At 64.7% G+C, this 19,372-nt stretch carries 25 protein-coding genes; 5 read left to right on the plus strand and 20 right to left on the minus strand.

Features of this window, described 5'->3' with window-relative positions; all coding sequences use genetic code 11:
• Positions 1-2 precede the first annotated feature (2 nt).
• The 17 genes from AC6CR5_RS23745 to AC6CR5_RS23825 all read right to left on the minus strand — a co-directional run bounded on the left by AC6CR5_RS23745 (position 3) and on the right by AC6CR5_RS23825 (position 10,319).
• Positions 3-1,409 carry a phage tail protein gene (locus tag AC6CR5_RS23745; protein ID WP_448202381.1) on the minus strand — a complete coding sequence of 469 codons (1,407 nt, stop codon included), beginning with the start codon at positions 1,407-1,409 and terminating at the stop codon, positions 3-5.
• Positions 1,406-2,026, minus strand: coding sequence for a phage tail protein I (locus tag AC6CR5_RS23750; protein ID WP_238876241.1), 621 nt, complete (start codon positions 2,024-2,026; stop codon positions 1,406-1,408). The genes AC6CR5_RS23745 and AC6CR5_RS23750 overlap by 4 nt, the downstream gene beginning before the upstream one ends.
• 1 nt (position 2,027) lies before the next feature.
• Positions 2,028-2,945 carry a baseplate J/gp47 family protein gene (locus tag AC6CR5_RS23755; RefSeq protein WP_058664989.1) on the minus strand — a complete coding sequence of 306 codons (918 nt, stop codon included), beginning with the start codon at positions 2,943-2,945 and terminating at the stop codon, positions 2,028-2,030.
• A gap of 1 nt (position 2,946) precedes the next feature.
• Entirely contained in the window at positions 2,947-3,303 is a 357-nt protein-coding gene (locus AC6CR5_RS23760) for a GPW/gp25 family protein (RefSeq protein WP_227739984.1), read from the minus strand.
• Entirely contained in the window at positions 3,300-3,935 is a 636-nt protein-coding gene (locus AC6CR5_RS23765; RefSeq protein WP_448202382.1) for a phage baseplate assembly protein V, read from the minus strand. The genes AC6CR5_RS23760 and AC6CR5_RS23765 overlap by 4 nt, the downstream gene beginning before the upstream one ends.
• 61 nt (positions 3,936-3,996) lie before the next feature.
• The gene (locus tag AC6CR5_RS23770; RefSeq protein WP_320566050.1) at positions 3,997-4,458 is read right to left on the minus strand and encodes a phage virion morphogenesis protein; all 462 of its coding nucleotides are present in this window, start codon (positions 4,456-4,458) and stop codon (positions 3,997-3,999) included.
• Complete coding sequence (locus AC6CR5_RS23775; protein ID WP_448202383.1) at positions 4,451-4,954, minus strand: phage tail protein; 504 nt, start codon at positions 4,952-4,954, stop codon at positions 4,451-4,453. Before AC6CR5_RS23775 ends, AC6CR5_RS23770 begins: the two co-directional genes overlap by 8 nt.
• Positions 4,938-5,159, minus strand: coding sequence for an Rz1-like lysis system protein LysC (gene lysC / locus AC6CR5_RS23780; protein ID WP_232066841.1), 222 nt, complete (start codon positions 5,157-5,159; stop codon positions 4,938-4,940). Before lysC ends, AC6CR5_RS23775 begins: the two co-directional genes overlap by 17 nt.
• Positions 5,053-5,475 (minus strand): Rz-like lysis system protein LysB, encoded by a 423-nt coding sequence (gene lysB / locus AC6CR5_RS23785; protein WP_172999749.1) that lies wholly within the window; start codon positions 5,473-5,475, stop codon positions 5,053-5,055. Before lysB ends, lysC begins: the two co-directional genes overlap by 107 nt.
• Positions 5,472-6,281 carry an N-acetylmuramidase domain-containing protein gene (locus AC6CR5_RS23790; protein WP_448202384.1) on the minus strand — a complete coding sequence of 270 codons (810 nt, stop codon included), beginning with the start codon at positions 6,279-6,281 and terminating at the stop codon, positions 5,472-5,474. Before AC6CR5_RS23790 ends, lysB begins: the two co-directional genes overlap by 4 nt.
• Positions 6,274-6,573 carry a phage holin family protein gene (locus AC6CR5_RS23795; protein WP_172999747.1) on the minus strand — a complete coding sequence of 100 codons (300 nt, stop codon included), beginning with the start codon at positions 6,571-6,573 and terminating at the stop codon, positions 6,274-6,276. The genes AC6CR5_RS23790 and AC6CR5_RS23795 overlap by 8 nt, the downstream gene beginning before the upstream one ends.
• Positions 6,570-6,932: a putative holin gene (locus AC6CR5_RS23800; protein WP_172999746.1), complete on the minus strand. Its 363-nt coding sequence runs from the start codon at positions 6,930-6,932 to the stop codon at positions 6,570-6,572. Before AC6CR5_RS23800 ends, AC6CR5_RS23795 begins: the two co-directional genes overlap by 4 nt.
• A 5-nt stretch (positions 6,933-6,937) precedes the next feature.
• Positions 6,938-7,144: a tail protein X gene (locus AC6CR5_RS23805; RefSeq protein WP_006390738.1), complete on the minus strand. Its 207-nt coding sequence runs from the start codon at positions 7,142-7,144 to the stop codon at positions 6,938-6,940.
• Positions 7,144-7,614: a head completion/stabilization protein gene (locus tag AC6CR5_RS23810; protein ID WP_448202385.1), complete on the minus strand. Its 471-nt coding sequence runs from the start codon at positions 7,612-7,614 to the stop codon at positions 7,144-7,146. The genes AC6CR5_RS23805 and AC6CR5_RS23810 overlap by 1 nt, the downstream gene beginning before the upstream one ends.
• Positions 7,615-7,706: 92 nt before the next feature.
• Positions 7,707-8,402, minus strand: a complete 696-nt coding sequence (gpM, locus tag AC6CR5_RS23815) for a phage terminase small subunit (protein WP_058664980.1) — start codon at positions 8,400-8,402, stop codon at positions 7,707-7,709.
• A gap of 2 nt (positions 8,403-8,404) precedes the next feature.
• Positions 8,405-9,412 carry a phage major capsid protein, P2 family gene (locus AC6CR5_RS23820; RefSeq protein WP_448202386.1) on the minus strand — a complete coding sequence of 336 codons (1,008 nt, stop codon included), beginning with the start codon at positions 9,410-9,412 and terminating at the stop codon, positions 8,405-8,407.
• Between the two features lie 43 nt (positions 9,413-9,455).
• Positions 9,456-10,319, minus strand: coding sequence for a GPO family capsid scaffolding protein (locus AC6CR5_RS23825; protein ID WP_448202387.1), 864 nt, complete (start codon positions 10,317-10,319; stop codon positions 9,456-9,458).
• Between the two features lie 140 nt (positions 10,320-10,459).
• Between AC6CR5_RS23825 and AC6CR5_RS23830 the strand changes: the two genes are divergently transcribed.
• Both AC6CR5_RS23830 and AC6CR5_RS23835 read left to right on the plus strand, forming a co-directional pair.
• Positions 10,460-12,214 (plus strand): terminase ATPase subunit family protein, encoded by a 1,755-nt coding sequence (locus tag AC6CR5_RS23830; RefSeq protein WP_263914258.1) that lies wholly within the window; start codon positions 10,460-10,462, stop codon positions 12,212-12,214.
• On the plus strand, positions 12,211-13,236 hold the full coding sequence (locus AC6CR5_RS23835; RefSeq protein ID WP_179841035.1) for a phage portal protein: 1,026 nt from the start codon (positions 12,211-12,213) through the stop codon (positions 13,234-13,236). Before AC6CR5_RS23830 ends, AC6CR5_RS23835 begins: the two co-directional genes overlap by 4 nt.
• 82 nt (positions 13,237-13,318) lie before the next feature.
• Here AC6CR5_RS23835 and AC6CR5_RS23840 read toward each other — a convergent pair whose 3' ends face one another.
• On the minus strand, positions 13,319-13,606 hold the full coding sequence (locus tag AC6CR5_RS23840; RefSeq protein ID WP_448202388.1) for a hypothetical protein: 288 nt from the start codon (positions 13,604-13,606) through the stop codon (positions 13,319-13,321).
• Between the two features lie 1,219 nt (positions 13,607-14,825).
• Positions 14,826-15,683, minus strand: a complete 858-nt coding sequence (locus AC6CR5_RS23845; protein WP_006388666.1) for a LysR family transcriptional regulator — start codon at positions 15,681-15,683, stop codon at positions 14,826-14,828.
• An 83-nt stretch (positions 15,684-15,766) separates the two neighbouring features.
• Here AC6CR5_RS23845 and AC6CR5_RS23850 point away from each other — a divergent pair, with 83 nt between their 5' ends.
• The 3 genes from AC6CR5_RS23850 to AC6CR5_RS23860 all read left to right on the plus strand — a co-directional run bounded on the left by AC6CR5_RS23850 (position 15,767) and on the right by AC6CR5_RS23860 (position 18,039).
• Positions 15,767-16,147 (plus strand): tautomerase family protein, encoded by a 381-nt coding sequence (locus AC6CR5_RS23850; protein ID WP_026382496.1) that lies wholly within the window; start codon positions 15,767-15,769, stop codon positions 16,145-16,147.
• 313 nt (positions 16,148-16,460) lie between these two features.
• Complete coding sequence (locus tag AC6CR5_RS23855; RefSeq protein WP_223821555.1) at positions 16,461-17,219, plus strand: putative nucleotide-diphospho-sugar transferase; 759 nt, start codon at positions 16,461-16,463, stop codon at positions 17,217-17,219.
• Positions 17,220-17,388: 169 nt separating this feature from the next.
• On the plus strand, positions 17,389-18,039 hold the full coding sequence (locus AC6CR5_RS23860; RefSeq protein ID WP_006388669.1) for a DsbA family oxidoreductase: 651 nt from the start codon (positions 17,389-17,391) through the stop codon (positions 18,037-18,039).
• Between the two features lie 48 nt (positions 18,040-18,087).
• Here the strand turns inward: AC6CR5_RS23860 and AC6CR5_RS23865 are convergent, their stop codons facing one another.
• Positions 18,088-19,359 carry a hypothetical protein gene (locus tag AC6CR5_RS23865; protein WP_054518093.1) on the minus strand — a complete coding sequence of 424 codons (1,272 nt, stop codon included), beginning with the start codon at positions 19,357-19,359 and terminating at the stop codon, positions 18,088-18,090.
• Positions 19,360-19,372 lie beyond the last annotated feature (13 nt).

The raw sequence follows: 19,372 nt of genomic DNA on the forward strand, positions 1-19,372 counted from the left end.
ATTCACCATTCGATTGCGATACCGCCATTGCCACCGCGCGAAGCCGGGGTAGATTGCCCACCTTCCCAACCACCACCGGAACCACGAACATTCGCCGCAGCCGCCTGTCCTTTTCCTGCCAGGCCGCCACCGTTTCCACCACCGCCACCGGCTACTGAATCCCCGCCGTCCATTCCAACTGCAAGGGCGGCCTGATCCGACGAGCCGATTCCACCGGGCAGACCGTAGGCGCCTTGCGGCGTTCCGCTTGATGCTCCCCCTCCTGCGCCGCCGGATGAGCCCGCTCGGCCGTGGACAACGCCCTGACTGGAGGACGGTAGGTAGTCTGCCCCAGCCCCGCCGGGTCCATACGGAGAGCCAGCGCCACCGCCGCCAGTTCCAACTGCGTCCGTGTTGAAAATTGCGCCTGTGCCGCCCATGCCACCCGGGGCAATCCTTGGACCATAGCCGCGACCACCGCGAATTCCCACTCCGCCCGTGGCGGACACAAGCCCCCCGAACGATGAGGATCCACCATTCGCACCCGTGAGGCCGCCAGCGCCGACAACGTAGGGAATTCGTTCACCGGGCTCGACAGAGAACGTGCCGCCGGCGAAGCCGCCGCCGCCACCGCCATGCAGCCCATTGAAGCCTGCTCCGCCTCCTACAACGCGAACTCGTATGCGAGTGACGCCGGCAGGCACAGCCCATACCCCGGAACCAGGAACGGTCAACAGTTCCTTGTTGCGGGCGCCGAATGTGCCAAGCGCCCAATCGTCGGGGTTCAACTGAGTGACTTTTGCCGCCACGGAAATGTCCTTGGTGCCATCGAAAGTCGCTTCGCCTACAACATCCCCTTGGAGAGATATTCTTCGCGGCGTAGCGATCTTTTCGGCCGCTATTGCAGTTCCATTCTTATCAAGCTTCTTTGCCAGTTCTCGGTCCGCATATACCCGGACCTCAATTGCCTTCTCGTCAACATATGCCCGCGTGGCCAGCACCACGGCCGGATCAATCTTGAGCGTGAAATTGCTGGTGCTGGAAACCTGTAGCACCATGCGCACCACCTGCGTGCGCGCCGACCCCTCCGCCATCTGCGGCTTGTACGTGGGCGGGCAATTGGAGACCGCAATGAGGTCACCGTCCGCGTCGCGCAATCCCAGCTCGCGCGCCCACCAGCCGCCGAATTGCTCGGGGATGACCTGTTCTACCACCAGCCACGCCGGGTTGTTCGGATCAACGAATATCCGATTGATGGGCGCGCGATGCTTGGAGCCGATCAGCGATGTCTGCTCGCGGTCCGGGACGGGCAGGACGCCGCCGCCGTCGCCGACTTCCATCTCGGCGATTTTCACGGGAACGCCCAGCGCCTTGGCGTTGGCTTCTTTGGCCTCGCCGATCTTGGTCAGGATTCCGAAATAGGTAGTCATGGGTATACCGTCAGGGTGTCGATGATGTGCGTGGCCAGGGCGGCCGGCGTGGCGGCCGCGACTTCCACGGGTTGGGGTTGATAGGGGTATACGGTCATCTCGTCGCCGTCATAGGACGCGATGCAGTGATTCAGGGGCGCCCGCACTTCCACCGCGATGGCCAGGCCGGTCATGTGCTGGCTCAGGCGCTTGGTGCTGTCGATGAGGCGGCCCAGCTCGTAATACATCGCTTCGGAAATGCCGCCATCGAGCACGCCGATAGTGAGCCGGAACGTTCCGCGCCGACCTTCTGGTGCCATCTGGTGCCATTCCGTCACCTCCAGCAGATAGCCCAGCGGCTCTACCACGCGACGCAGCGCGCCGATGGTCCCTTTCAGCTGGTGAATCTTGAAAGAATTGGCGATGGCCTTACGCTTGGCCGCTTCTGACCAGGTATCGTCCCAGCGGTCCACCGATCTTTCCCAAGCCAGCCAGGGCAGCAGCAGGGCGGGCGTGGTGCTCGCGCGGCGCAGCTTGCGCAAGGGCAAGGGGATTTCCTCGATGTCGGCGCCGACCTGGGCAAGCTTGCGCTCAACCGGGGTGGATGAGGGCGGCAGCAGAGTAGGCTTTTTCGCCATTTCAACCGCCGGGCGCAATGGAGACTTCCACCGCCACGCATGTGGCGGCCTGCGTGGAGTCGAGAACCAGGTTGTCCGCCGGCTCGATCAAGTCGAGATGCGCGACGCCTTCGACATGCAGCGCGGCATTGATAGCGGATCGCCAGACCGATACGCCGGCGCGGCGGGGCCGGTTGACGTAGGCGCGACACGCGCGCGTGGCGGCCTCCAGCGCGACCGACCGGCCCGGGCCTTCGCCTTTCATGTGGAGAACCGCCCGCACGCTGTAGGTGATGATGCTGCTGGATTGGACGGTCAAGCGGTCGCCCATGGGGCGGGTGTCCTCGTCGTTGAGCTTGGCGCGTACCTTGTCCAGCAGCTCGGCCGGCGCGGTGCCGTCGCCATCGCGGGCGAGTACGCAGATGCGCACATCGCAAGGCTCGGGGCTGGTGGCGGTCGCGTCCGCGACCTGTCCGTCCGCGGTCAAGGCATGGAAGACGTAGCCATCGCGCGGGCCTGCGGTTGACAGGCCTTCCCATGCCAGCTGCGCGCGCTCGCGTAGTTCGTCGTCGCTTTCGTAGACGGCTTCGACCGGCGGCACGGCGACGGGATCGGCCGGCCGGATGACCAGGCGGCTTACGCCATACTCGGCTGCGATGTGTTCCAAGTCGGTGCCTCGCGCGAATGCCAGCAGGACGGAGCGCGCGGCATCGTTGATGCGTTGGCGCAAGATGACTTCGCGCTCGGCGTTTTCCTGCAGGGTGATGACGAGCGGCTCCGACTCCAGCGCCAGCGCCTTGGCCACGGCGTCGCGGTCTTCTTGCGCGAACAGGGCGAGATACCGCGCCTTGCGCGTCTCCAGGATTCGTTCGTAGTCCAGCGTTTCCACCACGTCCGGTGCGGGAAGCTGGGAAAGGTCGATGATGTTCGGGCTTGCCATGTCAGGCGCTCAAGGTGGTGGAGAGGGACACGCTTTCGGTGCGGTCGCCGGTGTCGGCTTCGCCGATGATGTTCAGCACGACGGCGCCGGGCCGGTTTGCGCTGACGCTGGCCGACAAGCTGCGAACACGCAGCCGGGGTTCCCACAGCATCAGCGCCGTGGCCGCCGCCGCGTAGAGCTGCAGGACGGCGGCGCCATTGGTGGGGGTGTCGATCAGGTCGGCGGCCAGTGCGCCGAAGGGGCGGCGGCGAATGCGTGTCCCTATCGACGTCGTGAGTATCTTGGTCACGGACTGATTCAGGTGTTGGCGGCCGCTGATTCGCAGGCCCGTATTGGCGTCCATCCCGATGTAGGTCATGCGGTGGCCTCCGGTGCGTCAGTCTGCGCCCCTCCCCGCAATACACCGCCGTGGGGGTGCTTATGCAGGATGACGCCATGGGAGGAAAGGTCGCCATCGGTGTGGCGAAGGTCGCCGGTGATAGTCGTGTTGTTCCCCTTGCCGTTCTTGCCGCTCATGCCGGCCTGATAGGTAAACAGACCCGTCACGGTCACATTGCCGTCAAGGGTGATTTCCGGGCATTTGAGGGTGGCCGACTCGCTGGCGGTGACCGTTGCCGTCTTGATGCCTTCAGCCGTGAGCTGGCCGGCCTCGTGGTCGTACACGATGCGGGCGCCGTCCGGGTAGCGCGTGACGTGTTCCGCCGCGCTGGCGGACGGGGCGGGTATCGCATCCGAGTTCAAACCCATCAGCACCACGCCGGCGGCGGGGTCGCCGTCAGGACACAGCAAAACGACTTGTTCGCCGATGGTCGGCGGGTTCCACGTCGTTGTCGTGCCGGCGCGCAGCTCCAGCCACGGCAACCAGTTGCTTTGAAGGTCGCCCGACGCGACGCGCACGCGCGCCGGCTGGCTGGCCAGATCAACGGCGAAAACCGTACCGATGCGGATCAGGTTGGAGATGAGGCGGAAGAGTTCGGCGATTTCATGCATAGCGGCCATGTTGCCGGGCCGCCTTCGCGCGCGCACGGGGCGCGCCTTGTGCTTCGGCGTGCTACAGGCCTTGGCCGGCCAGATGCCGCGCCAAGGTGTCGAGCACCATTTCACGGGTGCGTTCGGTGAATCCCAGCAGCTTGCGGCGCGGGTAGCGCACGGGCTTCTGGCCGCGTGCCGGACGGTCGCTGCGGCCTTCCTGGTGAACCAGGGCCAGGCGCGCTACGCGGCCGCTGTAGCCGACCACCGCGTCGGTGTCGCTGGCCTCTACGCGCAGATATCGCGCGGTGCGCAGCCGGGTGAACATCTTGCGACGGATGGCGCCGCGCTTGCCACGCAGGTTCTTGGTACGCCTTGGGGCGTAGGGCGTGCCGTCCGGGTTCTGCTGGGCCGCAATCCGCTGGCCCTCGGTGCGGCGCAGCTCCACGGCCACAGCGCGATTCACGCGGCGGCGTTCGGCTGGCCGCAGCTGCGCCAGCAGCGCCGACGCCCAGGCCTGCACGTCCGAGAAATCGTCACTCATCGGGATGGCGCCACGCCGGGACAGTGACGGTAACCGGGGCCGCGCCCGGGATGACGATGGTGATTTCCTCATCTTCGGCCGGCAGTTCGGCGTCGGCAGGTTCGTCGGCATGCTCGGCCACCAGGGCGCCACCGGCGCCCGATGGCTTCACCACTACGCGCTCGGTGAGCGGCAGCTTGATTTCAATGTCCGCCGACTCATGGCTCAGCAGCTCAACATCAAACTGGATTGCGCTGGCGCGTCGTTCCGGGTTGATCAGCAGTTCGGGCTGCTTGATGCGAAGCCAAGCCAACAGGGGCAGCATGATGGTGTCGGCCTGCCCCGCGTAGTCGGTCACCACGATGGTGAGGGTGTACCGATATTCGTGCGAGAGGTTACGCGTTCCCGTGCAATGGATGCTGCCGTCGTCAACGAAAACATGCAGCCTGTCCGGGTTCGTGGACAGAAACTCGTTGTGCCGCGTCAGGTATTCGCGCAGCTCATTGGCCTTTCGCATGGCTCGCCTCGTCCTGGCATTTGATGATGGTGTCCACCTTGGCCGCGCACATAGCCCAGGCGGCCTCAAGGCGGTCTATCAACAGGTTCAGATCGCCGTCAGTCCTTGGCGCCGCCGCCGGCAGACTGCACGGGGTCACGGGTGCGCAGGTATTCAGCGTAAGCCGCGGCCCCGGCGAGGGCAGGGCGCTGGCGCAGCCTTGCAACAGGATCAGGCAGCACAGTATCAGCCCAGCTGCGAACTTGCGGATTTTCATTCTTGAGCCTTTCAAGGTCGAACGTGCGCTGGTCCAGCGCGTTGCGGAAGTCGTCTTGCGTGCGCTCCAGTTGCGCCAGGTCCAGGCGCTGGGTGGTCATGCGGTTTCCCAGGTCCGCCAGGTCGCTGGCTTGGCGCTCGATCACCTGGCCATAGGCGGTGATGGCGACATCCTGGCGCGCGATGTCGCCACGCTGGAACCAAACCACCACGGCCAGGATGGCGGTTGCCGCATAGGGCGCGATGGCTCGCAGGAACGTGTTCATGCTGCCTGCCCCGCGTCTTTTTCGGAGAATCGCGCGTAGGCGCGCTCCAGCTTCACGTCATAGAGGTTTTCAGCGTAGGCCGGGCCGTTGTAGCCGCGCGCGAATGCCGCCCACTTGCGGCCGGCCAGAGCTTTATGCAGACCCGGATCGGTCTCGATGAAGCCCACGAAGGCGGCGAGCTGCGCACCCTCGCTTTCCTGTTGCGCGGCAACGAATGCTTCCACGCTTTCAAACCCCAGCCGGCGCCAGTGGTAGCCCATGATTTGAAAGGCGCCCCAGCTCGCGGCCTCCAGCGCTGCAGGGCGGCAAATCTGGATCGCGGCAGCGAGGCGGACGTACTCGGCCGCGCCGCCCGCGTAGCCGCCGCGCTTGGGATTGACGATGGCAGGAAGGCGCGCGGTGTGCGGTGCCGGGTCGATGCCATGCTCGCGCAGGCGTTCATGGAAGACATGCCGCTCGAACAGGATTGCGGGGCGCCCATCGGGCAGAAAGCCACGCCCGTTCGCTTCCACCTCGTTCACGGCCTTGATGCTGGCCAAGGGGACGCCCAGGCGCTCGGCGGCCGCGATCAGGTCGGGTTCCCGCAGAAAGCGCGTCACATCGTAGTGTGCCAGCGCGGCGCGGCTTTTCGGCCCATAGACGCCATCGACCACCAAGCCGGTGGCCCGCTGCAGCGCTGCCACCGCGCCGCGCGTGGCGTCGTCGTAGATCGCCGTGCGTTCAACCTTGTATCCGGCACGCTGCAGATCGGATTGAAGGTCGGCCACGGCCTGGCCGATGGCGCCCTTGCGCAGAATTTCAGACATCGGGGTTTCCTCGGGTGAACGTTGCCAAGTTGCCGCGTGCGCGCCAGGCGCCGGCGAACAGCAGGGCGGCGATGACCAGCTCGGACAGGCTGGCCGGCGAGTGCAGCAGCAGGATTTCGACGGCGCGGCAGAACAGCGCTGCAATCAGAGCAGTGGCCAGACACGACAGCACACGTCGATGGCGTGCGCCATTGGGCTGATACCAGAGGAAGCGGCTCGCCGTGCCGGCGTACAGAAGGGCGCAGGCCACCGCGATGAGGGACAGCGCAGGGGTGGGGTGCAGGTCGATCATTTCTTTTCCCCAAAGCCTCGGAAAATGCTTCCGAGGTCGAAGTCCGGTGCTTTGGCCAGCAGCTTGAGCGCCAGCGGCACGATGACGATCGCGCCAATCAGCGCCGGCAGAAAGGATTCCTTGGCCAGCTCGCGGGCGACGATTTCGCCGGCGCCGCCGTAGCCGCACAGGCCCGAGACCAGGAAGGAAACGAAGCGCTTCCAGGAGGTGAGGTCTTTCTTGGTACTCGCCACCAGGGCGGCGCCGATGACAGCGCCGAAGGCCGCGTTTGCGTCGATCAGCGGCAGGATTTGCGACAGGGCCGCGCCAGATACCAGCGTGGTAGCCACGGCGCTTGATACGGTCGAGGGTTCGGCCATTGGGTTCAGTCCCAGAGTTTGACGGCAGGCGCCGCCGTAGGTTGAGGGGCGGCATCCGGCAGGACAACCACATGACCGTGCGGCAGCACCGCGCCGAGGTCGGCCAGGCCGGGATTGAGTTCGTAGGTGGCTTCGACCACGTCCCGTGTCGTGCCGAGGTGGCGCCAGCAGAGCGCATCCACGGTGTCGCCTTGTTGAGCGCGGACTTTCATCAGATGAGGTCCACGATATTGCGCTTGGCGCCGACGACATCAGCGATGGCCCAGCGCGCGTTGCGGCGGTGGTCGCTGGGCGCCTCGTCCAGCCATTCCGCCCGTTTCTGGCCGGCGGCCGTGGCGTCGTAGTCTGTCATGCGTTCGATCAGGTCGGCTTTGGCCAGGCTGTAGACGGCGCGGCGGTAGGCGTGTTCCAGGCGGGTGGCGCCGTCGATCTTTTCCGCCGGGACTTCCTGGAGCTGGGTGTAGCCTTTGGCGCGCTGGATAGCCTTCCATGCGGCCAGGCTATTGCCGGCTTCCAGCATGGCGCCAACGAGCGCGAAGCGCAGGCGCGGTGCGGTCACCGTGCCATCCAGGCGCAACGTCTCGCGGGCGTCGGCCAGGTCGATATCCGGGAAAAAGCCATCATTTCCGACCGTTTGCGGCGGTTCGGTGCGGGGCGCGGGTGCGGTTGCGATGAAGCTCATGGCCTGTTCTCATGAAATCGGCGGTGGGCGGGCATCCAGCCGGTCTGTGACCGACCTTCCGCCCGCGCCGCCGTGCGCTTGGGGGCACTCGGTTAGCCGGCGTCGCCGGCGTTCTTGATCTTGCGTTCCAGCTGTTCGATGAGCTTTTTCGCGCCCACGCCGCTGTGCAGCTCCACAGCGCGGCGCAGTTGTGCGACGCTGGCCCGCGCCATTTCCAGCTGCGGGCCGCGCGGCTCCTCGCCGGCCTGGGCCGCCAGCGTCTTGCCCAGGGCCAAGTGCAGCTTGGCGCGGGCTTGGTCCGGCGCGTCCTGACCGTCCACCAGGCGCGCGACTTCCTGCAGCACCTGCATGGCTTCGTCGGGTTTGGACACTGCGCCGTTGGCGACCTGGCCGGCCACCTCGTCCAGCAGCAGGGTGGCCGTGTTGCGCTTGAGCCGTTCCGGCAGTTGCAGGTCATGGCGCAGTACGTAGTCGGCGAGCTGCAGGCCGGGCGCGAATGCGCCGATGTCGAAGTGCCACACCATCAGCGTGGTCACCACTTCATCAGGCTGGCCGCCATCGCCCGCCAATACACCCTGCAGGTAGTCGGCGTACTCGGGGACCAACTCGCGTTTCACGGCTACCTTTCGCTCCACGGACTGGATATCGTGCAGGCGCCGCCGGTCCTGGGTCAGCTTGGCCATCATCTGACCGTAGATGCCGCCCATGACGGCCGGGGCGTCGCCATCGGCAGCGCTTGCGCGGGCGGCCAGCACCCGCGTGCGGTGTTGTTGTGCGGGGCTGGTCATGGTCAGGCCTGCACCAGCTCGATGTTTTCGACCATGGCGGCTTGGCCGTAGTCTTCCACAACGTAGTCATCGTTCGAGCTTTCGTAGGTGTCCACCCGGCTGCGCTTGGCGTTTTCCTCGATGTGCCGGCGGCGGCCGCCAATCTGCCAGTACAACGACAGGTTATCCAGAGTGGTGATGAGCACCTTCTTTTCCGGGAAGAATGGCGCCTGCACCGCCGGCAGGCCGCCGATGCGCTTCTGGCTGATGATCAGGTCTGCCGCCAGCGTGTCGGTGGCGCGGCTGTCCTGGTTGACCAGCGGGAAATACTTGTCATGCATGAGGCCACGGCCGACGATGGCGACCAGGCCGGCGCTTTCGCGGTGCCACGGGTCCAGCAGCGTGATGGCGTCGTAGACCAGGGCGTCCAGGTTCTTGTAGTCGCCGCTGGCGCCCACTTGGACCTTGCCCGTCGTCTTGCCCTCGTTCATGACGCGCTCTTCCGCGTACTCGCGCATCTTCTGCAGCCAGCCCTTGTTCACGTCCTGCAGGAGCGGGTTGGCGCTGGGGTTGGTCGTAGCGGCTACGCTGGTGCCGTTGAAGCCGATCATGATGCGGTCGAGCGCCTGGCGCTGGACGAGCAGATCGCGGATGCGGGTCTCGAAGTCCTTGAAGTGCGCCCAGGCGTCCAGCTTGGCGTAGGGAATGAACGAATCGAAGTTGGTGTGACGGCAGTAGTAACCGTTCACGTCCAGCGTGGTCAGGTCGCGCGGCTCGCGGTCCTTGGTCTGGGTGTCGGTGCGCGAGGCGATGGGGCCGGACAGGTTCAGGCCCAGCTTTTCGCCTTGCTGTTCGGTGACGCCGATCATGTTGATCTTGGTCAGGAAGGCCGAGCTTTCCTGGATCTTGGTTTCCATCGTCTGTTGCACGGTCGGCGCGACGTTGAAAGTGTGGGCGACACTATCGACCTCGTTGAGTTGGGCCAGGTTGTGCAGATAGTCGTTGAAGAGGACGCGGGTTTCGTTGCGCATGTTGTGGTTCCGGTTGATATTGATGGGGCAGGGGCGGCCCGCGTTAGCAGTCCGTTTTCACGCGGCCGTTACCGCCAGCGGCCGGCGGGCGCTGCGAGTGGTTGCCGGGCGTCTTGTCGAGCTGGGCGCGCAGCTCGGCCAGTTCCTTGGCCGTCGCAGCGTTCTTCTTGAATTCCTCCATCTCGGTCCTGACCTTGGTCACGGCGTCGGCCAGGTCTCCGGTGGTCTTCTTGATCGCGGCTTCCAGTGCGTTGAAGGCTTGTGTTGCGGCGGCCACGTCAACCGGCGCGGTGGCCACCTGCGGGGGCTGCGGTGCTGCGGCTTGCGGCTGGCTCGGCAGCAGGGAGCGGAAGAAGGCGGCGAACCCCTGCAGGGCTTTGGCGGTGTCGTCGGTGGGCTTGGCCTCTTCGTCGAAGTTCAGGGGCGTTTCCAGCAGGCTGGAGAACAGGTTTTCCGGCGACTGCTTGCGGCCAGCGAGCGGGTTGGATGCAGGATTCTTGGCGGCGAATTGCAGGATGGAGGTCCCCAGGCTGGCCGGGCTGTCGGTGACGCCCAGGCCGACCAAGCCGCACTTGCCGGTGCCGGCGAAGTCTTCTTGAAGTTCGATGGACGTATAGATTTTCTGGCGGCCCTTCGTCATGGACACCAGCGCGGGAGTGGGGTCGAGCTGCGCTTGCAGCGTGAGCTTGCCTTCATCGTTCTCTTCGGTGCGCACGGCCAGGACATCGCCATAGGCGCAGAACGGGCTTTCCGGCACGACGCCGCGAATGTGTTCCATCCAGATGCGCGCGCCGTACTTCTCGCGGTTGTAGGTTGCCGCGATCTCTTCCAGCCAGGTGCGCTGGATGTTGCGGCCATCGGTGGTCTGGCCTTCGGTGGCCACGGTAAACCAGCGGTCTTTTTTCATAGGGTTTGGCTCGTCGGTGGTGTTCGGGTGTTGCCATACTGGCCCCCGCCGCCCGGCCACTCAACGGCGCGGCGTTGTGCGCGTGCGATCCAGAAGAGACGGCTTCACGCGCGCGCGGAGAAGCCCGGCAGGATGGCGGCATGTTGCAATCCACCGACCACATCGACCCGCGCCGCGTCGCCCGTGACCTGTACTGGCAGGGCTGGCGCATCTCGTCCATTGCCCGCCACCTGAGCGAAAAGCGCACCACGGTTCACAGTTGGAAAACGCGCGACGGCTGGGACAAGGCTTCGCCGGTCGAGCGCGTAGAGACCGCGCTTGATGCGCGCCTGTGTACGCTCATCGCCAAGACTGAGAAGGACGGGCGCGACTTCAAGGAAATCGACCTGCTGGGGCGCCAGCTTGAGCGCACGGCGCGCGTGCGCAAGTTCGATGAGGACGGGCGCGATTCCACGTTGAACCCCGCGCTTGACCGGCGCAATGCTGGGCCGAAGCGCAAGCCCGAGCGCAACGCGATCAGCGACGAACAGGCGCAAAAGCTGTCACAGGCGTTCCGCGATTCTCTCTTCGACTATCAAAAGGTCTGGCTACGCAACGGCGATCAGCGAACCCGGATGATCCTCAAGTCGCGGCAGATCGGGGCAACCTGGTACTTCGCGCGCGAGGCGCTGGACGATGCGATCAGGACGGGCCGAAATCAAATCTTCCTGTCCGCCTCGAAGGCGCAGGCACACGTCTTCAAGCAGTACATCGTTCAATTCGCGCGAGAGGCCGCGGACGTCGATCTCAAGGGCGATCCCATCGTCCTGCCGAACGGCGCGCACCTGTACTTTCTGGGGACGAACGCACGCACGGCGCAGAGCTACCACGGCAATTTCTACTTCGATGAGTTCTTCTGGGTGCCGAAGTTCGCCGAGCTGAACAAGGTGGCCAGCGGCATGGCGCTGCATAAGCACTGGCGCAAGACCTATTTTTCTACCCCGTCCAGCATGGCCCACGAAGCCTATCCACTTTGGACTGGCGACGTGTTCAACAAGCGCCGCGCCAAGCGCGATCAAGTGGCCATTGAGCTGGCGCACTCGATTTTGAAGAATGGCCACCAGTGTGATGACCGCATCTGGCGGCAGATCGTCACCATCCTGGACGCCGAGGCTGGCGGCTGCAACCTTTTTGACATCGATGAGCTGCGGCTTGAGTACAGCCCCGATCAGTTCGAAAACCTGCTGATGTGCGGTTTCATCGATGACACCGCATCCATCTTCCCGCTGTCGGTGCTGCAGGGCTGCATGGTGGATTCCATGGTCGAGTGGGTCGACGTGCAGAAATTTCTGCTGCGGCCCTACGGACACTGGCCGGTGCTGGTGGGATATGACCCGTCGTTGTCGGGGGATTCCGCCGGTTGTGTCGTGTTGGCAGCGCCGCGCACCCCCGGCGGCAAGTTCCGCGTGCTGGAGTATCACCAGTTCAGGGGGATGGACTTCGCAGCGCAGGCCAAAAAGATTGAGGAAATCACGAAGCGGTACGCCGTTGCCTACATCGGTATCGACGCGACCGGCATGGGGCAGGGCGTGTTCCAGCTGGTCAAGCAGTTCTTTCCCGGCGTTCGGTCCTACAGCTATTCGCCCGAGGTCAAAGGCCGCCTGGTGCTCAAGGCGGGGGACGTGATCCGCAATAAACGCCTGGAGTTCGACGCCGGCGCCACCGACCTGGCGCAGTCGCTCATGGCAATTCGCAAGACCACAACCGCCAGCGGGCGCAGTGTCACATACGACGCCGGCCGGGCCAGCGAGACCGGACACGCCGACTTGGCCTGGGCGCTGATGCACGCGCTGGATTGGGAACCCCTGGAAGGCGCCGCAGGCGTCGGAAAAAGCTTCATGGAGATTTACGGATGAAACGGAAAAGCAAGGCGGCCAGCGCTGCGCCGGCGCCCATGCCTGAAAAGGTCGAGGCCTTCACCTTCGGCGACCCGGTGCCGGTGCTTGATCGGCGCGAGATACTGGACTATCTGGAGTGCTGGCGCAATGGGCGCTGGTATGAGCCGCCGATCAATTTCGGCGGCCTGTCCAAGACGTTCCGGGCCAGCCCGCACCACAGTTCGGCTATCTACTTCAAGGCCAATATCCTGGCCTCCACGCTGCTGCCGCATCGTGCGTTTGGCCGTGATACCTGCCTGAAAATGGCCATCGACTTTCTGACCTTCGGCAACACCTACGCGGAGCGGCTGGACAGCATGACGGGCAAGCTGATCATGATGAAGCATGCGCTTGCGAAGTACACGCGGCGCGGCGTAGAGCCTGGCCGCTTCTTCTTTCTGCCCAGCTCCGGCCAGGAGCATGAATTCCGCGCCGGCACGGTGTGCCAGCTGATGCAGCCCGACATCAACCAGGAAATCTATGGACTGCCCGAATACCTGGCCGCGCTCAATGCCGCATGGTTGAACGAGTCGGCGACGCTGTTCCGGCGCAAGTACTACCACAACGGCAGTCATGCGGGATTCATCATGTACGTGACGGACACCCTGCCGGATGGTGGCTATGTCGATGACATCCGCGAGGCGATGAAGAACTCGAAGGGGCCGGGCAACTTCCGCAACCTCTTTGTCTATGCACCCGGCGGCAAGAAAGACGGCATGCAGATCATCCCGGTTAGCGAGGTGGCCGCGCGCGATGACTTTTTCAACATCAAGAACGTGTCGCGCGATGACGTGCTCGCCGCGCACCGGGTGCCGCCGCAGCTCATGGGCCTGGTGCCGACGAACTCGGGCGGCTTCGGCACGCCGATATCGGCGGCGAAGGTGTTCGCGCGTAACGAGCTGGAGCCGCTGCAGGCCAAGTTCCTGGAAATCAATGACTGGCTGGGCGATGAGGTTGTGCGCTTCAAGCCCTACATGATCCCCGGAGAAGGCGACGAGTAGTGCGCCCAAGCCACAGGCATCAGCCCCGCATCAGCGGGGTTTTTTTTCGTCCGCGCCGCGCGCTGGTCTGCAGGCCTGGCCCTTACCGACGCTCGCCGCGCTTGCGCCCCTGTTTTACTGCCAGCGGCTCGGTCAGACAGGGTTCGCCCTGGATGTATTCCAGCAGGCCGGTGACCTGGTCAATCACATCCTGGCGATGGCGCAGGTTTGCCGCGTTTCGCATGCCGGCTTCCAAAGCGATCAGAACGCGCTGCAGGCGCCAGATTTCCCAGGCCATGGCGCAGGTCTCGGTGGTGGGGTTGCGGGCGTACAGCTCGCGTATGCGCGCCGCAGGCATGGGCGTAGGTGGGGGACGGTCGAGCAGGGTCATGTTGGGCACCTCATAGTACTGTACAAATATACAGTAGATCGACCCGTCACCACCTCTGGCGCGCAGTCTTCCCCCCTCCACGCCTGCGCGCTAAATGGGCAAAAAAAGACTCACCCCTGCGTCACCCTCCACTGCCAAGCTTTAAGCGCCTCAGCGGCCCGATTTGGGGCCTTGTCGGTTGACGCAAAGCGACGCAGTAGGGACGCGGATTGATGCCCTGGATGTGCGACACAAGGCGACTTGCTCAACTTCTGCGCAGATTGGGGGAGGGGCTGGGAAAAACCTAACCTTCCTAACCGGGCCTGAAAATGATGGGTAAAGCGTTGATTTGTATGGACAATTTTGGTTAGGTTCAAAACCTAACCTGACCTAACCTGAAACCTAACCTCTCCGTAAGTCGTTGATTTATATGGATATCTATTTTTTATAAGGTTAGGGTATAGAAACCTAACCGGGTTAGGCTTTGGTTAGGAAAAAGTTAGGTTTTCCGAAACGTCGGAAACCCGCATGAATAAAGGCGCTCCGCCCGATTCGCTATGTCTGGTTAGGAAGGTTAGGTTTTTCCCAGCCCCTCCCGAAATATTGAAAAGGCGCTCTGCCACGCCGGTTTCTGGTGCGCTCGCCGTCGTCGCTCAGATTCCTCGATCGCGCTCCGGCGCCGGCCGGCGCGCTGGCTAGGTGCTGGCGCTGCAGGTGGTGGCGGACGTGGCCAGCAGCGCGCGGCCGCCGGCGGCGCGCTGGCCAGGTGCCGGCGCTGCAGGTCGTGGTGGACGTGGCCAGCAGCTCGATGCGGCCGCCGGCGGCGCGCTGGCCAGGTGCCGGCGCTGCAGGTCGTGGTGGACGTGGCCAGCAGCTCGCAGCGGCCCCTGGCGGCGCGCTGGCCAGGAGCTGGCGCTGCAGGTGGTGGTGGACGTGGCCAGCAGCGCGCGGCGGCCGCCGGCGGCGCGCCGGGTAAGTGCCGGCGCTGCAGGTCGCGGTGGGCATGGTCAGTAGCTCGATGCCAACCCGCGCTTCCAACAGGTATAGGGTATTTTTGCGGGTATCTATCGTTTTCAAACTTTGAAAACGCAGTGTTTATACGGGTCTCCGCAAAGTGTACGGGTGACCCTCTGTCCGCCAAGATTTCCCCAAGCCCTTGCCCGGCCTTGCCGGCAATGTCACAAACCCGCATGAACATTGGTTCTGCGGGTTTTTTGTTGCCCGCTGTTGTTTGCCTGCCTCAGTTTCGCGCCACGCTGCGAAAGGCCGCCGAGAGCGCGGCAAGCGCGTCGCGCGCCCGGCTGTCCCTGACCCTGGTATGAAGCAGAATGGGCAGGCGCGGCAATTCCGGCAACCCCAGCCTGGGCCCGACGTCGACCGCCCCGAACGGCACCATGCGCGCGGAGAGCGCGGCAACGCCGAGCCCGGCCATCACGGCGGCCGCGACCGCCATCACGCCGCCGCCCACGAATACTTCCGTCCAGGGTATGCCTGCCTCGTCGAGCAGCTGTCCAGCCATGGCGCGCACGCCGCAAGGTTCGGCCATCGTGGCCAGCGGCAGGGGCGTTCCCGCGCGATGTTGCCAGCCCGGCATGGCGAACCAGCCAAACTTCTCTTCGGCGAGGAGGTCTCCATCGCCGCGGCCCGCGTGGAAGCGGACGATCACCGTGTCGAGTTCCCTGCGGTCGAAACTCTGAAGCAGCTCCGCTGACGATCCGATGCGGATTTCGATCAGCAGTTGCGGGTCCTGCGCGTTCATGCGGGCAATCAAGGCGGGCAGTTCCGGGCCGGCGACATGGTCGCTGATGCCGATGGCGAGACGCCGCCGCGTTTGCGCGACAACCGAGACCGCCCGGTCATGGGCCTGCATGAGTTCGCGCGCATGTTCGAGAAAGGTCGCGCCCTGTGCAGAAAGTTCCACGCTGCGAGGCGTGCGTTCGACAAGCCTGAATCCCAGCCTGTCTTCGAGCCGCTTGAGCCGCAGGCTGACCGCCGCCTGCGTGGTCTGCAAGGCTTCGGCGGCGCGGGTGAAACTCCCGAGTTCCGCAATGCGGATGAAGGCTCGGACGGCTTCCAGGTCGAGGGCGCGCTCAGTCATTTCAATAGTTTATCGTTGAAATAAAGATCTATACGTTATCAGAATAGATAACATGAAGGCTGACAACCATGGAGGAATCCACGATGCCGCTCGCTCATATCTCGTTGCGTACCGGAAAGACGGAGGCTTACAGGCAGGCGATCTTCGATGGCGTTTATCGCGCGATGCGCGAGACATTCGATGTTCCCGAAGACGACCAGTTCATGTTCCTGACCGAGCACGAGGCCGCGAACTTTCGCTACGGTGCGACTTACCTCGATGTCGCCCGCAGCGACGATCTCGTGTTCATTCAGATCACCGCGAACAACACGCGCGGCGTGGAGCAGAAGAAGGCGTTGTTCCAGCGGATCGCGGCATTGCTTGGCGACAATCCCGGCATCCGGTCCGAGGACGTGTTCGTCAGTCTCGTCGAGGTCGTGAAAGAAAACTGGTCGCTGGGACGCGGCCTGGCGCAGTACGCCTGATCTGGCCCGCGACAGGCCGTAATCTGGAAAGCCAGTTGAAAGTTGTGTTGACCCGGTGGCCGGGTTTCCCAGGGAAGTCCGCAGGGCGCGTGTTTCAGCATGGCGCTTTGCATTTCGACTGATTGCAAATACATGGACGCCAAATGCGGCGATTCATACACTCCGCCTGCGCGTCATCCCGCGCCCGCTTGCGCGGCCCGGCAAACGCGCCGCGCGGCGGCGGGATGCCGCGTTGTGCGAGCCTGCCGCCGCGCTGTCGATCCGACGTTGCCGGTACGCCCGCTTTACCTCATCTTGAAAAGCGTGGCGCAGCATGTTCGATTGGTTTCGACGCAAGTGGTTCGGGTGGTCCGCGGAGCAGACGCGCGTGGTGCCGAGCTTTCCGCGGGATACGGGGGCGCCGGACCGGCGTGGCGGTGACGCCACCGGCGTGGTGGTCGCGTTCTTCACGCGCGACAGCATCTACGAGACGGAAAAGAACCGTCTGCTGCGATCGGCGCAAAGATTGGGACTGGCCGTCGACGCCGAGCCGATCGAATCCACCGGGTCCTGGGTGCGCAATGCGTCCATGAAGCCGTCGGTGCTGGTTGCCATGCGCCGCAAGCACGCGGGCCCCATGTTGTACGTCGACGTGGACGCGGTGTTTCATCGCGACCCGTGGCCGGCGCTGGCCGCGATGGACTGCGATATCGCCGCCTACTACGAGCCGCAGGGGCATCTGCTGAGCGGCACGCTGTTCATCAACCATACGCCGGCCGCCACCGCGTTGTTGCAAGCCTGGGCGCAGGCTTGCGCGGAGAATCCGGATGAATGGGATCAATTGGTGCTCGAGCGGCTGCTTGACAGCGACGCCGCCTGCGCCGAACCGCGCTATCGGCTGGCGCGGTTGCCCGTTGCCTATTGCTGGATCTTCGACAAGACCGACAATGCGCCGTGCGACGAGATCTACGTCGAGCATCTGCAGGCCAGCCGGGAAGCCACGCAACGCAAGCGCGTGTTCGGCAGGCCGGTCCGCGCGGTCAGGCGCCGGCGGGACCGGGTGCGCGCGATCGAGCGGATCCTGTTCGAATGAAGGGGCGCGTCAGGCCACGGCATAGATGATGTGGTCCAGCAGGCATTCGACCTGCCTGTCCGCCTGGCGCCGGCAGCCGGATTTGCCCTGAATCCCTGGCAGGCCCAGGGCTTTTGCATGGCGGCGCGCGGCAATGTTCTACGCTAATCGCCTGTTCCCGGAGATTGCCATGCCCAAGATCACTATCGATTTCGTGTCCGATGTTGCCTGCCCCTGGTGCGCGGTGGGCCTGGGCGGCCTGCTGGCCGCGATGGAGCGGGTGGCGGGCGAGGCCGACGTCGAACTGCATTTCCGGCCGTTCGAACTCAATCCCGACATGCCCAAGGGCGGGCAGAACACCATCGAACGGCTGATGGCGAAATACGGCTACAGCCGCGAGCAGGTGCAGGCCAATCGCAAGGTGATCAGCGAACGCGCGGCAGCCGTCGGCATGCGCATGCGCATGGAGGATGACAACCGCTCGTTCAATACCTTTGATGCCCATCGCCTGTTGCATTGGGCCGGATTGCAGGGCCAGGCCGGCCAGACCGCGCTGAAGAAGCGCCTGCTGGAGGTCTATCACTACGAGAACCACGACACCAGCGATGCCCAGGTGCTGGCGCGGGCCGCGGCCGACGCCGGACTGGATGAAGCGCAGGCGCGCGAGGTGCTGGCGTCCGGGCGCTATGCCGACGAGGTGCGCAAGGAAGAGGCCGACTGGCGCGACCGGGGCATCACGTCCGTGCCGTCGGTGATCCTCAACGGCAAGTACCTGGTGTCCGGCGGCCAGCCGGCCGACGTGTTCGAACAGGCGCTGCGCCAGGTGGCGCGCGAGGGCTGAGGCGGCGCCCTTGCGGGCAGCCCGGCCGCCGCATTCCGTCGACCGCCTTCAAGCCCGCACGATCGGGCCCACGTCCAGCACGTACATCTGCCGCTCGCCTTCGTGCACGGAATCGATGCAGACCTGGGTGCCGTCGCGGCTCCAGCGCGGATGCAGGTCGCAGCGGTTTTCCTTGGACAGCGCGGGATCGGCGTAGAAACTGCCGAGATCGTGGCGTTGTCCGGTGCGCATGTCGTACAGGAACAGGATGCGTTCGTGCGTGACGGGATCGGGATAGGTATCGCTCAGCAGCCAGCGGGTGTCCACCGGCGAAAAAGTCATGTGGCCGTTCTCGGTGAGGATGCCGTCGCCGACCACTTGCACCTGGCCGCCGTCGGCATCCTCGTACAGGTGGTAGTGGATGCTGCCGGCGTGCGGCCCCCACACGATGATCGAGCGGTCGTCGCGCCACAGCGGGTGCGAGATCTGGTATTCCGACTTCTCGTAGTCGAAGGTGCCGACCGCGTTCGGATCGAAGTCGGCGGCCAGCTGCGGTAAGGGATGGTCGGAGCATTCCAGCAGGCGCATGTCGCTGCCGTCCGGATTCATCGTGATGAGGCGGTGCAGGAAGCAGGTTTCGTCCTCGACCCGTTCGGTCCAGCGATGCAGGAACAGGATGCGGGTCGATGACGGGTTGACCTCGATGTGGCTGACCCAGTGGATGGCGCGCTCCATCGAGGCGCGCGGGTGGAAGTTGCGCAGTTCGGCATAGCTGACCAGCAGGCGGTGGTCGCCGCTGTCCAGGTCCAGGGCGTGGATGCCGTCGTCCGCCGGGGCGTTGGCCACCGGGCCCGGCGCGTGTTCGCTGTAGCCGATGGTCTGGTGCGTGATGTAGAGCCGCCGGTAGTCCACGCACAGCGCGTAGCGGCTGTTGGGCGCGGCGACGTAGATCGGCAGCGGCAGGTAGCGGGTTTCGCCGGTGCCGAGATCGTGCACCGCCGAGCGCAGGCCGGGATAGAAACCGCTTTCGTCGTCGCGGCGGCAGTTGTAGATCAGCTGCGGTTCGGCCTTGCCGTCCAGCCATTGCAGTTGGCAGCCCATCTGCCAGTTCCAGGCGGTGGTGGCGCCGACGGCGTGGTAGCGTCCGCCGTCGCGCAGGTCGAAGTAGCCCACTTCGGCCTGCAGTTGCGGGGTGAGCACCGCATCCTTGAACGCGGTGCGATTGGCCAGCAGATAGCGGCCGTCACGGTGCCAGACGGTCTTGTTGTAGTAGCCGAAGAAATGATGATGCGGCGCGGCGCCCAGGCGGCGGCAGGCGATGGGTGTGGTCATGCGAGTCATGGGTCGGGAAAAA

It is taken from the genome of Achromobacter sp. EG18, from assembly GCF_059759395.1.

Bases quoted from the DNA above. Each gene is read 5' to 3' on its own strand.
- AC6CR5_RS23745 (WP_448202381.1), bottom strand. From the start codon at position 1,409: ATGACTACCTATTTCGGAATCCTGACCAAGATCGGCGAGGCCAAAGAA.
- AC6CR5_RS23750 (WP_238876241.1), bottom strand. From the start codon at position 2,026: ATGGCGAAAAAGCCTACTCTGCTGCCGCCCTCATCCACCCCGGTTGAG.
- AC6CR5_RS23755 (WP_058664989.1), bottom strand. From the start codon at position 2,945: ATGGCAAGCCCGAACATCATCGACCTTTCCCAGCTTCCCGCACCGGAC.
- AC6CR5_RS23760 (WP_227739984.1), bottom strand. From the start codon at position 3,303: ATGACCTACATCGGGATGGACGCCAATACGGGCCTGCGAATCAGCGGC.
- AC6CR5_RS23765 (WP_448202382.1), bottom strand. From the start codon at position 3,935: ATGCATGAAATCGCCGAACTCTTCCGCCTCATCTCCAACCTGATCCGC.
- AC6CR5_RS23770 (WP_320566050.1), bottom strand. From the start codon at position 4,458: ATGAGTGACGATTTCTCGGACGTGCAGGCCTGGGCGTCGGCGCTGCTG.
- AC6CR5_RS23775 (WP_448202383.1), bottom strand. From the start codon at position 4,954: ATGCGAAAGGCCAATGAGCTGCGCGAATACCTGACGCGGCACAACGAG.
- lysB (WP_172999749.1), bottom strand. From the start codon at position 5,475: ATGAACACGTTCCTGCGAGCCATCGCGCCCTATGCGGCAACCGCCATC.
- AC6CR5_RS23790 (WP_448202384.1), bottom strand. From the start codon at position 6,281: ATGTCTGAAATTCTGCGCAAGGGCGCCATCGGCCAGGCCGTGGCCGAC.
- AC6CR5_RS23795 (WP_172999747.1), bottom strand. From the start codon at position 6,573: ATGATCGACCTGCACCCCACCCCTGCGCTGTCCCTCATCGCGGTGGCC.
- AC6CR5_RS23800 (WP_172999746.1), bottom strand. From the start codon at position 6,932: ATGGCCGAACCCTCGACCGTATCAAGCGCCGTGGCTACCACGCTGGTA.
- AC6CR5_RS23805 (WP_006390738.1), bottom strand. From the start codon at position 7,144: ATGAAAGTCCGCGCTCAACAAGGCGACACCGTGGATGCGCTCTGCTGG.
- AC6CR5_RS23810 (WP_448202385.1), bottom strand. From the start codon at position 7,614: ATGAGCTTCATCGCAACCGCACCCGCGCCCCGCACCGAACCGCCGCAA.
- gpM (WP_058664980.1), bottom strand. From the start codon at position 8,402: ATGACCAGCCCCGCACAACAACACCGCACGCGGGTGCTGGCCGCCCGC.
- AC6CR5_RS23820 (WP_448202386.1), bottom strand. From the start codon at position 9,412: ATGCGCAACGAAACCCGCGTCCTCTTCAACGACTATCTGCACAACCTG.
- AC6CR5_RS23825 (WP_448202387.1), bottom strand. From the start codon at position 10,319: ATGAAAAAAGACCGCTGGTTTACCGTGGCCACCGAAGGCCAGACCACC.
- AC6CR5_RS23830 (WP_263914258.1), top strand. From the start codon at position 10,460: ATGTTGCAATCCACCGACCACATCGACCCGCGCCGCGTCGCCCGTGAC.
- AC6CR5_RS23835 (WP_179841035.1), top strand. From the start codon at position 12,211: ATGAAACGGAAAAGCAAGGCGGCCAGCGCTGCGCCGGCGCCCATGCCT.
- AC6CR5_RS23840 (WP_448202388.1), bottom strand. From the start codon at position 13,606: ATGACCCTGCTCGACCGTCCCCCACCTACGCCCATGCCTGCGGCGCGC.
- AC6CR5_RS23845 (WP_006388666.1), bottom strand. From the start codon at position 15,683: ATGACTGAGCGCGCCCTCGACCTGGAAGCCGTCCGAGCCTTCATCCGC.
- AC6CR5_RS23850 (WP_026382496.1), top strand. From the start codon at position 15,767: ATGCCGCTCGCTCATATCTCGTTGCGTACCGGAAAGACGGAGGCTTAC.
- AC6CR5_RS23855 (WP_223821555.1), top strand. From the start codon at position 16,461: ATGTTCGATTGGTTTCGACGCAAGTGGTTCGGGTGGTCCGCGGAGCAG.
- AC6CR5_RS23860 (WP_006388669.1), top strand. From the start codon at position 17,389: ATGCCCAAGATCACTATCGATTTCGTGTCCGATGTTGCCTGCCCCTGG.
- AC6CR5_RS23865 (WP_054518093.1), bottom strand. From the start codon at position 19,359: ATGACTCGCATGACCACACCCATCGCCTGCCGCCGCCTGGGCGCCGCG.